Below are 11,468 nucleotides of genomic sequence, written 5' to 3'. Positions count from 1 at the left end.
TCCAATTTGGGAAAATAGCAAGACCAAATTCACAAAGTTTTTTTAAAGACCGCAAAACATCGTCGAGTGGGTACGATTCGAAAGGTAGCATTATTTGCGGAGAATTACTTAAAATCGGAGCCTTTTTGCTATAGCCGGATTTTAATTCGAATTGATCTTCTCAATTTATCGATAACTTATAGTAAATAAGCGTATCTACTATGTCCTTTTTCTCCTTTACTAAAAAAATATTTAAGTCTCTATTCGAGTTGGATGAAGATCGTAAAAAATATGCAAAAGAATATTTGGACGACTTACACAGGCAGGCGAGACTTTTGCATCTCCCCGGTTCCGTCATAGGACTCTTTGTTTGGTTGGGTTTTGCTTTTGATACGGATCAAAAATTGCATCCTGAATTTCCGGAATTGTTCTATTTCCGAATCGGACTCTCTCTTATCTGTTTGTTTTTTTTAATGCTCTATTTTGTTGATAAGTATTTTAAAATCAGAGTGAGGGGAAAAGGACTCGGCTGGGCGTATTTTTTATTTTTTTATCTCCTTAATGCCACTGCGTTTCTCACAGGCAGAATTGCGGATGATCCGACTTACGTTTCCGGGCTTCAGATTGCGGTTATGACCCTCGTCTTTATGCCTTTTCAAAGACGAACCATCATTTTGTTTTATATCGGATCTATTTTTTGTTTTTTAACATCCGTTCTGATTTTTCATCCCGATCTTTCCACTGACTCCGCCTCCTATTCGATGCAAAATCTTGCGATCAGTTATCTTGTGGGTTTTTTTAGCGGATTCATCATAGAAAGGTTTCGTTTTACCACTTTCATCAGCCGTCATAGGATTTTGGAAAAAAACAAAGAGATATCTTTGTCTATGGCGCAGATTCAGGATTTAAAAACGAAACAGGATGGGGATTATTTTCTGACTACGCTCTTATTCGATCCTTTGATCGGGAAGGAAATGGAAAGCGGGTTCGTTAAGATCGATTATACGATCCGCCAGCATAAAAAGTTTTCATTCCGCGACAAGGAATACGAATTAGGCGGCGATTATGTCAGCGTATACAATTTGATCCTGCAGGGGAAAAAATACAAAGCGTTTGTCAATGGAGACGCCATGGGCAAATCCATTCAGGGAGCCGGAGGAGCTATCGTACTCGGCGCGGTTTATAATTCCATCATCATTCGTTCCAAAATGGATCCCAATTCCTCCAACCGAAGCCCTGAACGCTGGTTAAAGGATTGTTTTATGGATTTGCAGAAAGTATTCGAGACATTTGACGGAGGAATGCTTGTATCCGCTATTTTCGGGCTACTGGAAGAAACTTCGGGCGCATTGTATTATATCAATCTGGAACACCCCTGGATGATTTTATTCCGCGACGGCAAAGCGGGCTTTATAGACAACGAACATCATTTTTATAAGTTAGGTGTAACCGGAATTCGGACTCAGGTCTCCATCAGCGTTTTTAAGTTGAAACAAGGTGATAAAATATTTTGCGGCTCGGACGGAAAAGACGATATCGTCATAGAAGAAACTTCCGGCGGAAAGAGAGTTATCAATGAAGACGAGACTCAATTTTTGCAAAGATTGGAGGAAGCAAACGGAAATCTTTATGAGATGGAGTCCAGATTGAAATCATACGGTTCTTTTTCAGATGACTTCAGTTTGATTTCATTGGAATATACCGGTGAAAATCATTTTAAACTGAGTAAAAATTATTTTGAAGCAAAGGATGCAATGCTTGCTCACGATTTCGAAAAAGCATTGAGTCTGCTGAACGAAAGTTTCAATCCTATCGCCGCTTCTCCGAAAGAATTGAAACTTCTTGCACGATTGTATGAAAAAAAGGAAAATTTACTCCAAGCTTTGGAATATGCCGGCATGGTTCCGGAAATAGATCCTTCGGATACGGCTTGGTTGCTCCATACTTCCTTACTGTTCAAAAGAGTTTTCGCCCAAACAAAATCCATGACTTATCTGGGGGAGGCACAGGAATTAAGCGAGAGAGTCCGATTGCGCGATCCGAGGAATGTTAAAAACCTAATTCACCTAGCAGATGTTTATCGATTGCAGGGAGATAAGGAAAGGGCGAACTACCTTTTGGGCAAAGTGGGCGTGGAAGAAGAAAACCATCCCATTTTAAAAAGACTTGTAAATAAAATCATCTGATGGCAAATCTTCGATTTGTCAGATAATATTCATTACTATGCCGGAGGCTGATATTTTCCCGAATAAGGCGGATATGATCTCAGGATTCAAATGAAAACAGGCAGCCGTTTTTTCCAAAGAAACTCCGATCAGGTCGCCTTTTCGTAGTAAGTCGATAAAAAAATATTCCACAGGTTCCAGAGAAAGAACGTATAAATCCGAATTTTGTTTGTAAAGCAGCAAATATTCCTGATTTTCAATTTTGGAAAAATCGGGAGGTTGAGTTGATTTTCTGTTTTTCCAAATCGGATAAATCGAAAATTGATTTCGGATGAGCTTTATGTTTTTGCCGAATACGAAGATTGAATTTTCCAAATCGATTTGATTTCCGATTTTCGAAAAGTCGAAACTTTGGTGCTCTTCCTTATGAAAACTGTCCATAAAGTCCGCTTCAAACTTAGCCAAATCCTTCAGATAAGGTAATTCGGGATAAGTTTCTATCAGAAAATCTGGAAAATTTTCTCCGTAGTCGGATAGATCGTAAGACTTATGATGGGTCTTTTTTATAAATGTTTCCGCAACGAAAGTAAACAATTCATCACCTAATACATATTTTACGGCTTCGAAATTATCCGCCAATACCTCCTTCATCCGGTAAAAGTATGCATTTTTATAAACGGATATTGCTTCTTTCGGAGATAGATTACCGCAAGCGGTAATTTGATTTTGAAAAGGAATATCCCTGTCATACAAAATACTGTCAGAGTACAGATTCTGAAGTTTTTTCAGCTTCATTTTTATGTCCTCTTTTTACAATCTTCCGCGCTTTGTTCAGCTCTTCTTCCAACCGATAAAACTCGGGAACATCTTCGTCCCATTCAATCATGATAGGAACATTCTCCGGGATATATGCTAAAGATGTTTCAAATAAATTCCAGACTTCCTGATGTACAGGTTCCGCATGAGTATCGAAGAGGAAATTTCCCATGTCGGTAAAACCCGCCAAATGGATCTGAGCTATACTTTCTTTTGGAATGGATCTGACGAAATCCATGGGATCAAAATGAAAGTTTTTTGCATTTACATAAATATTATTGATGTCCAGGAGCAATAAACATCCGGTTCTTCGGACCAATTGACTTACAAACTCGCATTCACTCATCGAAGAAGATGTATAGTTAAAGTATGCGGAAATATTTTCGACTGCGATCTGTCTATGCAGTTCATTTTGTACATTATCTATATTCTTTGTTATTGCCTCCAGACACTCTTCATGATAAGGAACGGGAATCAGTTCATGCAATCTGATTCCGTTCCGGTCATTCCAAGCCAAATGATCCGATACCAGGAAAGGTTCCACTCTTTCGATAAGCCGTTTTAAATCTTTCAGATACTTACGATCGATTCCTGTCGCGCTTCCCAAAGACATGCCGACTCCGTGACATGCTACCGGATAATCCTTACGAATGGATTCCAATACGGACATAGGTCTTCCTTCAGTGTTCATATAATTTTCACTGATGACTTCAAACCAATCTATATCCGTATCCGGTTTTTCCAATAGATAAGGATAATGCTCTCGTCTGAGACCAACACCGTATATGGAAGTTAGATGCTCCAAGGGTTTTAAGATTTTACGAACTTTCCACCTTTCGATGCACAATCTTTTTCGGAAGTTCCCTTCCAACCTTGTCCTTTGCATGAATTTTTTCCCGCACACGAATGTCCCTTTCCTCCGCAATCTCCCTGACCTTTGCAGGCATTGATTCCGTGACATTCTCCTTCCGCTTTTTCCGCAACTTGTGTTTTCGCGCTCATACAAGACGTGAAAGTAAGTCCGGCTAAGGCTGCGCCAATAAGGATTCCTGATTTGTAATTCATAATAAACTCCCGCGTTCGATTTGCATTTTCTTTCGTTTGAAAGATGAAAAAGTTACAGCGATGAAAAAATAATTTGGTTTCTATAAATAAATTGATTTATGAACTGAACTTTCAGGTGAATGAAGAGTGTTGAAATTATCTCAGAATAGGATTGCTCCGGAAGAATTATCCGGTTTGATGCGTTCTTCTCAGAAAGGCGACTCATCTTCTTATCGGAAACTTCTGGAAGAAACAAGCGAAATTCTAAGAAAGGCACTTTCAATAAAAATTTACGATCCGAATGACAGAGAAGACGTTCTTCAGGAAATTCTCATTGCCATCCATCTTTCCAAACATACTTTCTTACCCGATAAATCGTTTTTGCCATGGTTGTCCGCTATCGCCAAATATAAGATAGTCGACTATATCAGAAAAAAAGAGCGGATGAAAAAAAGAGAAATCATTCGGTCTAACGAGTATCTGCCGGAAAAGGAATATTTTGATTCGGAAGAGGATATCAAGGAATATATTGAGGAAATTTTGGACAAACTTTCCGAAAAACAGAGATTGATCATTCGTCTTTTAAAGCTGGAAAGGATGTCCGTCGCTGAAACGGCGAAGGTAATGTCTATGTCCCAATCTGCGGTAAAAACGGCGGCGCATAGAATTTATAAAATCATTCGTATTCAACCGGGAGGCAGATTATGAAAACCTTAGAATTAATTGAGATACTTACACAAGATAATAAGAAAATACGTGTTTTGAAAAGCCCATTCCTTCGATTTTTGACTTGGGCATTATTTTCCGTTTTGAGTATATTTGTTATTTTGGTCATCTCTACAGTGATACGCGGGCAATATCATATTCCCAAGCTTTGGGAGTCCATTCTTACTTTGGCGGTCGTTTTTGTTTCTTGCGGTCTTGTTTTGTACGAAAGAAACATTCCCGGAAAACAATTCGATTATGGTTATCTATTTCACAATCTAATTCTACTTAGTTGGTTTTGTTTTTTGATTATCACAGCCACATTTACGGAGAAAGGTTTGTTTGCGGGTCTTTCCGAGAATTGGAAAAGTCACGGGCCTGGTTGTGCGGAAGTGGTCCTGTTAATGACAATCATTCCTGTGATTTTACTGAATTTGCATTTAAGAAAAGGTTTTGTCGAACCTACCTTTTTATTTCAATTTTCCGCATTCGTGCTGCCTTTTACATTGGCTCAAATGGCGATCTCATTCTTGTGCGCCGATGAAACTGCGGCTCATATACTCGTCTGGCATACTCTTGTGTCGCTTCCGTTTTATAGTTTGATTTTTTTTCCGATATTTAAACTGATTCAACCAAAGGTTTTATATTAGTTTTGATCAAAAGCTTTCTATTATGAAATTACCCTTCTTTCAAAAATATGATTTTATTATTGTTCCTGGGATAGGAAATTCAGGCGAAACCCATTGGCAATCCAAATGGGAAAATTTTTTACCGAACGCATATCGTATTTCCGTTTCCGATTGGGATCGGCCTGATCTTAAGGAATGGGAGTCTGCGTTAGGTGAGCTGTTGGGTGGATTGGGCAACAATCGGAAAAAAATAATCATTGCCCATAGCCTGGGATGCCTTTTGGTGCATCATTATTTTTTTGAAAATCAAATTCACCAAAATTATGTTGCTTCCATTCTGCTTGTTGCTCCGCCTAATCCGAAATCATCGGTCTTTCCTTCCCAAGCGGTGGAATTTTCCAAACTAACGAGAATTAGATTGGTTCCTCCTTCCCTGATTTTGGCCAGTGAAAATGATCCTTATGCGGAGATTTCCTTTTCCGAACAGCTTGCCTTTGACTGGGGCGCTGAATTTAAAAATATAGGAAAAAAAGGACATGTGAATTCCGAAAGCAATTTAGGCATGTGGTTCGGAGGAATCACAAACCTAATATTGTTTTTGTGGAGATTATAAAAAGTTTCGTTTTTCTACAGATTTTTGACAAATCGTACTTGCCATTTCGAATCGGAAGCTATGTTTTTATTCCATGTCCTCTTTACCGAAACAAACTCTCTTTCATCGTTTTTTGGGTTTTTATTTTCGCATACTTTGCATACTTGCAGTCGATCTGATTGTAACAAACATCAACGGGCGGGTCTTAACTCTTACCTCTCTTTATGAAAAGCCGATCGTGACTTTGATCGGTATGGGAGTGATCCTTTTGCTTTTCTGGTTTTTGTTTTCCATCATTGACAAATTGACAAAGATTGTTTTGAAGATTGCCGTGGAAATGGGAAATCTATTGGTATTTCGCAAAACCGCGATCTTTTTAATCTTATGTGGGTTGTTATTCGGTATCTATGTACTTTACTATCATACTTGGTTCGGAGCTTGGCCTAGTTTTAAACTCGGTTCCTTGATTTGATCTTTTAGAATTCACTGGCAGTTCCTCCGATCAGATCCAGAAAATCGGATTCGATGGACTCCAGATAGAATTTGTTTCCTGTAATCAGGAAGAGTTGGATATTGCCTTCGTAAATCACCAATGATTTTTTTGCACAGACCGATGAGTTTAAGTTAGGTGAAATATATTTTTTCTCTTTCCATCGGTCGAAGTTTGTTTCGAACATAAGAATCCATTCTTTGATCACGGTTTGCAATTGCTCTTGGAAGATATTTTTTTCTTCCAGACTTTGTGCTGAAAAATTGGCAAAAGGGCATCCGAAAAAATCGTCCTTTCTTGCCTGTCGCTTCAACACGTTTACCCAAGCAGCAATCCATTCTCTGGGATTTTCTTTTTTTTCCGAAAGACCTTGGAGAAAGTTTAGTAGATCTAACCTTTGTTCTTCGATATACGCCTTTCCCAGTTCTTGTTTGGAAGGAAAATACTGGTACAAACTTTGTTTATGGGAATTGGACTCTTCCAGAATTTGGTTGATTCCCGTCCGATCATACCCTTGCCGGTAGAAAAGGGATTTTGTAGTGGCGAGTATCCTTTCTTTTGGCTTTTGTTTGCTCATAAAATCGATTCTTTTGAATTAGACAATACTGTCTAATTTTTTCTCGACAAAAATTTCACAGTCTTTAAAATTTAGACAAATCTGTCTAGTGGTAAATTCTATGCAACACTTAGTATTTCGGAAAAAAAGAATCTTGGAATGGGAAGAGGTTTCTAGTCCCAAAATCACAGGTAAAAATCAGGCTTTGGTCCGACCCATCGCCATCGCTCGTTGTGATTTGGACATCGGGATTGTTACAGGAAAAACCTTATTTCGCCCTCCGTTTCCCTTGGGGCATGAGTTCGTGGGAGAAGTCATTTCCGTCTCCGACGATTTGACCGGACAGTTTACCGCCAAACAGAGAGTTGCTGTATCTTTTCAGATTTCCTGCGGAACCTGCCCCAGTTGTATCGCAGCGGACTCGAAATCCTGCACTACTTTGCCCCCGATCACTAGTTTTGGAATGGCTCCCGGTGCGCAAATCTATGGAGGTGCCGTTGCCGAATCGGTTCTAGTTCCCTACGCATCACAGATGTTACTTCCTATGAAAGAGTCTACCGATCCTGTAGCAGTTGCCAGTTTGTCCGATAATATCGCAGAGGCTTGGAAGCTTGCGGGAAAATATTTGGAAACAAGGCCGGACTCCCGGGTTTTGGTAGTCGGAGGACAGGCCGCAAGCATCGGTTTATATACTGCACTACTTGCCCACAGAATGGGCCGAGGAACAGTCGTTTATTGGGACACTGACAGAGCGCGGATCGACCTTGCAAGCTCGCTCGGAATTCCTTGCGAGTATACTGAAACTTTTCCCAAGTCTGCCGGAAGATTCGATTTGGTTTGCGAATGTGCTTCTACCAAAGAAGGCTGGGACATGGCAATGCGATCCATTGCACCGAACGGAGTGTTCACTTCCGCATCTATTTTTTGGACCAATAAATGGGAGATTCCCTATTTGGAACTTTATAATCTCGGGGCCAAACTGCATATTACCCGTGTGGATTCAAGAGAATATATGACAAAGATTTTGTCGCTCATTGAATCCGGGATCTATGATCCGGGTCCGATTGTAACGAAGGTGGCATCTTTTTCGGATGCAAAAGAAGCTTGGATCGAACCGAGTACGAAACTTGTGATCACTCAAGCGGCAATAAATTGATGAGATCGTAAATGCTTTCTTTGACAGATGGGGAAAGATAGATATTCTTTTCCCATGTCTTGCCTCTATTGTCTCAAAAAATCAGAATCTTTTTCACGCTCCGTTCCTTTGAGCGGAGAAGATTACTACCATGATTTTCCGATCGATGATTTGGTAGAAAACGCAATTCAGGTTTTTTCGGAAATCTTTCGCTGTCCCGATTGCGATTCCATTTGGAAAATCCAATCTCGCGGTACCGGAGATCCCCGTTCCACCTATCCGGAGTATTACGAACAAACGGCAACTTTATTGAAAGGAATGGAAAGGGAAGTCGTAGCTCAACCTACATTAGACAACATACTTAAGTTAGGTGATATTCCCATGCCTTATGACTTTCGGACATCGGTTTTGGACAGTTTGAAAGAAAAGGAAAAACAAAACCTCATTCAACTTTATAGAGAACAAAAACCGGACTTGGACAGCGGCATCAAACATTGGTTGGAAAAATGGTATGAAAACATTGCCCCGGAAGAATTTCGCAGATTCAAAGAAGACGGTTTTCATACTGACGCAAAATCCATTTATTCCTTACCCAAGGATTCTAAGATCATCTCTTCCGAGTTTTATACTTTGGAAGACCTTGTGATTTGGATAGAAGAAGGCGAGGATGGTCGGTCGTATTTGCAGTCATTGAATCAGAAGACTGGTAAGGCCGGTTGGAAAACGGATTTGCCGACATCCTTTTCCAGAGGTATGAAGCTACCTGTTTTATTTTACCAACGCGGTTATATTTGTACTTTGCATGGATTGCAAATTGGATCGGAACACTATTCTCGATTGAACCGTCCGGATCGACTCCTGGTTCATTCCAAAGACGGCGAACTTTTGTTAGAAGAACATCTTTCCTGGAAAGCCTACGAAGTGATTTCACCGGAAGAAAGGGATTATTCCGAAAATAGAACCGTTCATAATTTTAGGATCACGATTTGGGACGATATTCTCTACTTACCGAGCGGTTTTTCTTTAAAAGCTTTCGATTTAAAAAATGGAAAAGAGGTTGTGAATCTTTCTCTTCCTGACGGCCATGTATTTTCCGGCAAGCTACAGATAGATGAAGATGGGAAGATCATCATCTATACCATGAAAGGTTTTATTCTCTACGATAAAGATTGGAAAATTCTCTCCCGTTGGAAGTCTCGGTATCATCCGGTATTTATGGATTCGAATATGAATGTATTCTACTATTATGCGCATGTTGAAAATCCCAGAACCCATCTAATAAAAGAGTTTCAGAAAAAAATGGAGAGCGGAGTGAGTTTGACTCATTTCCTAATGGCAACTCCCGTGCTATTGCCAAACGGATATTTTGTTCCTTTCGCTTATGACGAATCTTATATTTTGAATTTTGATTTGGAGATCGTAAGAAAAATTCCATATACTTCCACGGATATTTTAGGCTCTCGTGCTTTGGATGATAAGCCGGAACCTACTCTTGTTACGGAAAACAGACTTGTCTTTTGCGAAGACTACAAACAGATCCGTCTCTTTTCTTTGGAAGGAGAAGAAATTCGAGTCTTGCCTTCGGATGTTCCTTTTACCAACTTATTTACGTTTGATGGTAAGAACATTTGTTTCATTCAGTCTAATTATACCGGCTATGGAGTTAACGATAATTATCTGGTAACTCTCTGGAGTCCGGAGGGAAAAGAAATAAACCAAGTGAGACTTCGCTCCATCGAAGGATTTGCCGTCAGCTTTCACGGATATCTTGTTTTCAAATACCAATCCGAATTGTTGTGCATTGATTTGTTCAAAGGGATTTGATATTTACATTACAGGTGTTAATCGAACGACGTATCTTTTTGTTTTGCGGGCGCCCACCCCGAAGCCTTTCGCTTCGGGGCCCGAGCTACTACGGGCTCGCGGAAAACCGCTCGGTCGCGCCTTGCGCGGACCAGGCCCTTCGTATCTCTGGTCGGGGGTAACCTTCTAAAATGATGATAAGATCGGGTATTTACCGGAGAATAATGGTAAAAAGGCGAACTTTTTTGTAGAAAATTTTCAGAACCAAGGGTAATAAGTGTAGGCGGAATCTTGAATCTGTATTAGGTGGAATTTTGTAAGCCCGTGAACCTCACCCCCCAACCCCTTCTTCGCGCCAATAGAAGCGAAGAAGTATTCGAAGAATCATCAGCGAAGCTGATCTCAAGGTCGGGGGCTTTCAGGATTATCTGAATATTCTGTCACTTTGGCCCCTGATGAGATGTTCCGTTTGTAGAAGTTTATGGGGTAGGTCCCTGGCATGAAAAGTAAGTTATTTCGAAGCGAAACATATCCCAGCCGGAAAATCCCTTTTTGCCAAATCCATCCCCTCCAAAAAGGGAATTTTTTTTCTAAAAAACGAAAAAACTCCAATAAAAAATGATCGCCGCCATTCCATAATTTTTTGACTTCTCGCTTTAATGCGGCTTAGCTGACCAAATCGTAGGTCCCCCATGCAAACAGAAAACCCATCTGAACAAAGGTTCACAGGATTCACAAAAACACAAGGCGCGCTCGCGCTTTTTTCCTTTGTATTCTCACTGTTTTTTGCAGGAGCGATCTTCTCCCAGGCAACGATCCCTCAGTTGCAGATGGATCCTTACAATTCGAATATGATGAACCAGGTCTACGCTCAGTCGTATTTTCTGAATTCCACGCAAGCCTGGATGGATCAGGTGCTGCGTCAGAAAGGTTTATTCCGCGCCCAGTGGGAAGCCGAGGCAGACAGGACCATTTACGATTACGTCTCGGGCATAAACACAAGCGATGCGTATAACGATCTAAATGCGCATAAGGACTCTGCGCTAAAACACCTGATCTCTCAGAAAACAGAGGCTTTGCAGACCTGGGAAAGCCGGGCGAATCTGGACTTTCTTAGGAACAGAGACGAGTTTGTATTGAAGCTGAATACAAACAGAGTGGACACGACCTACCTGAACCGGATCGGAGTGCAAACCACTCTTTCCGGGCAGGACACATATACCCAAGCTTTCGTGCTCCAACAACAAATTGCAAATGCAAGCAACCAGTGGAGTCAGAACTTCAACCAGAATGAGCAACAGGGATTCAACGACTTTGCAACCTCCTTGCAAACGATAGAAAGCAATTACAGCAAATTTCTCGAGTCTATGGACGAATCGGAAACTACTTTCCAAACCAATCTGAACGCAATCGATTCCTATAAATCAGTCGTTAAAAGTGGAATTCAAGGCATAGTGGATCAGTTCAAAACAATGCTCGCTGATACTTGCAACAAAACCGATGACTGCGTGTATAAAAAAGCCAACCAGGGAGGTTTGAATGATGCAGGCATCA

Annotated in this window: 12 protein-coding genes; 8 read left to right on the top strand and 4 right to left on the bottom strand. The window is 40.5% G+C overall.

What is annotated here, in order from left to right; translation table 11 throughout:
- Positions 1-200: 200 nt before the first annotated feature.
- Entirely contained in the window at positions 201-2,165 is a 1,965-nt protein-coding gene (locus tag EHS11_RS04250) for a PP2C family protein-serine/threonine phosphatase (RefSeq protein ID WP_135763177.1), read from the top strand.
- Positions 2,166-2,183: 18 nt separating this feature from the next.
- Here the strand turns inward: EHS11_RS04250 and EHS11_RS04245 are convergent, their stop codons facing one another.
- The 3 genes from EHS11_RS04245 to bufA2 are packed head-to-tail and all read right to left on the bottom strand — an operon-like array spanning position 2,184 to position 4,025.
- Positions 2,184-2,939 carry an HvfC/BufC N-terminal domain-containing protein gene (locus EHS11_RS04245; RefSeq protein ID WP_135763176.1) on the bottom strand — a complete coding sequence of 252 codons (756 nt, stop codon included), beginning with the start codon at positions 2,937-2,939 and terminating at the stop codon, positions 2,184-2,186.
- Positions 2,905-3,765, bottom strand: a complete 861-nt coding sequence (bufB, locus tag EHS11_RS04240; RefSeq protein WP_246047583.1) for an MNIO family bufferin maturase — start codon at positions 3,763-3,765, stop codon at positions 2,905-2,907. The genes EHS11_RS04245 and bufB overlap by 35 nt, the downstream gene beginning before the upstream one ends.
- Before the next feature lie 5 nt (positions 3,766-3,770).
- Positions 3,771-4,025, bottom strand: a complete 255-nt coding sequence (gene bufA2, locus EHS11_RS04235) for a BufA2 family periplasmic bufferin-type metallophore (protein WP_109022106.1) — start codon at positions 4,023-4,025, stop codon at positions 3,771-3,773.
- A 129-nt stretch (positions 4,026-4,154) separates the two neighbouring features.
- On the opposite strand from bufA2, the gene EHS11_RS04230 reads away from it, so the two are divergent.
- The 4 genes from EHS11_RS04230 (at position 4,155) to EHS11_RS04215 (ending at position 6,402) form a co-directional block, all read left to right on the top strand.
- On the top strand, positions 4,155-4,712 hold the full coding sequence (locus tag EHS11_RS04230; RefSeq protein ID WP_246047581.1) for a sigma-70 family RNA polymerase sigma factor: 558 nt from the start codon (positions 4,155-4,157) through the stop codon (positions 4,710-4,712).
- Positions 4,709-5,359: an NrsF family protein gene (locus EHS11_RS04225; RefSeq protein ID WP_135763174.1), complete on the top strand. Its 651-nt coding sequence runs from the start codon at positions 4,709-4,711 to the stop codon at positions 5,357-5,359. The genes EHS11_RS04230 and EHS11_RS04225 overlap by 4 nt, the downstream gene beginning before the upstream one ends.
- Positions 5,360-5,381: 22 nt before the next feature.
- Positions 5,382-5,951, top strand: coding sequence for an RBBP9/YdeN family alpha/beta hydrolase (locus tag EHS11_RS04220; RefSeq protein ID WP_135763173.1), 570 nt, complete (start codon positions 5,382-5,384; stop codon positions 5,949-5,951).
- Positions 5,952-6,024: 73 nt separating this feature from the next.
- Entirely contained in the window at positions 6,025-6,402 is a 378-nt protein-coding gene (locus tag EHS11_RS04215; protein ID WP_135763172.1) for a hypothetical protein, read from the top strand.
- Positions 6,403-6,406: 4 nt separating this feature from the next.
- On the opposite strand, the gene EHS11_RS04210 is transcribed toward EHS11_RS04215, so the two are convergent.
- Positions 6,407-6,997, bottom strand: a complete 591-nt coding sequence (locus tag EHS11_RS04210) for a TetR/AcrR family transcriptional regulator (RefSeq protein ID WP_135763171.1) — start codon at positions 6,995-6,997, stop codon at positions 6,407-6,409.
- Between the two features lie 100 nt (positions 6,998-7,097).
- On the opposite strand from EHS11_RS04210, the gene EHS11_RS04205 reads away from it, so the two are divergent.
- The 3 genes from EHS11_RS04205 to EHS11_RS04195 all read left to right on the top strand — a co-directional run.
- Complete coding sequence (locus EHS11_RS04205; RefSeq protein WP_135763170.1) at positions 7,098-8,132, top strand: zinc-dependent alcohol dehydrogenase; 1,035 nt, start codon at positions 7,098-7,100, stop codon at positions 8,130-8,132.
- Positions 8,133-8,186: 54 nt separating this feature from the next.
- Positions 8,187-9,935 (top strand): hypothetical protein, encoded by a 1,749-nt coding sequence (locus EHS11_RS04200; protein WP_135763169.1) that lies wholly within the window; start codon positions 8,187-8,189, stop codon positions 9,933-9,935.
- Positions 9,936-10,606: 671 nt separating this feature from the next.
- Positions 10,607-11,468, top strand: an 862-nt coding sequence (locus tag EHS11_RS04195; RefSeq protein ID WP_135763168.1) for a TIGR04388 family protein, incomplete at its 3' end; no start/stop codon positions are given.

It is taken from the genome of Leptospira ilyithenensis (genome assembly GCF_004771005.1).
GTDB classification, from domain to species: domain Bacteria; phylum Spirochaetota; class Leptospiria; order Leptospirales; family Leptospiraceae; genus Leptospira_A; species Leptospira_A ilyithenensis.
The sequence above is the reverse complement of the archived record's forward strand: the minus strand, read 5'-3'. Positions and strand labels throughout refer to the sequence as shown.

Coding starts and splice junctions, on each gene's coding strand:
- EHS11_RS04250 (WP_135763177.1), top strand. CDS start 201: ATGTCCTTTTTCTCCTTTACTAAAAAAATATTTAAGTCTCTATTCGAG.
- EHS11_RS04245 (WP_135763176.1), bottom strand. CDS start 2,939: ATGAAGCTGAAAAAACTTCAGAATCTGTACTCTGACAGTATTTTGTAT.
- bufA2 (WP_109022106.1), bottom strand. CDS start 4,025: ATGAATTACAAATCAGGAATCCTTATTGGCGCAGCCTTAGCCGGACTT.
- EHS11_RS04225 (WP_135763174.1), top strand. CDS start 4,709: ATGAAAACCTTAGAATTAATTGAGATACTTACACAAGATAATAAGAAA.
- EHS11_RS04220 (WP_135763173.1), top strand. CDS start 5,382: ATGAAATTACCCTTCTTTCAAAAATATGATTTTATTATTGTTCCTGGG.
- EHS11_RS04215 (WP_135763172.1), top strand. CDS start 6,025: ATGTCCTCTTTACCGAAACAAACTCTCTTTCATCGTTTTTTGGGTTTT.
- EHS11_RS04210 (WP_135763171.1), bottom strand. CDS start 6,997: ATGAGCAAACAAAAGCCAAAAGAAAGGATACTCGCCACTACAAAATCC.
- EHS11_RS04205 (WP_135763170.1), top strand. CDS start 7,098: ATGCAACACTTAGTATTTCGGAAAAAAAGAATCTTGGAATGGGAAGAG.
- EHS11_RS04200 (WP_135763169.1), top strand. CDS start 8,187: ATGTCTTGCCTCTATTGTCTCAAAAAATCAGAATCTTTTTCACGCTCC.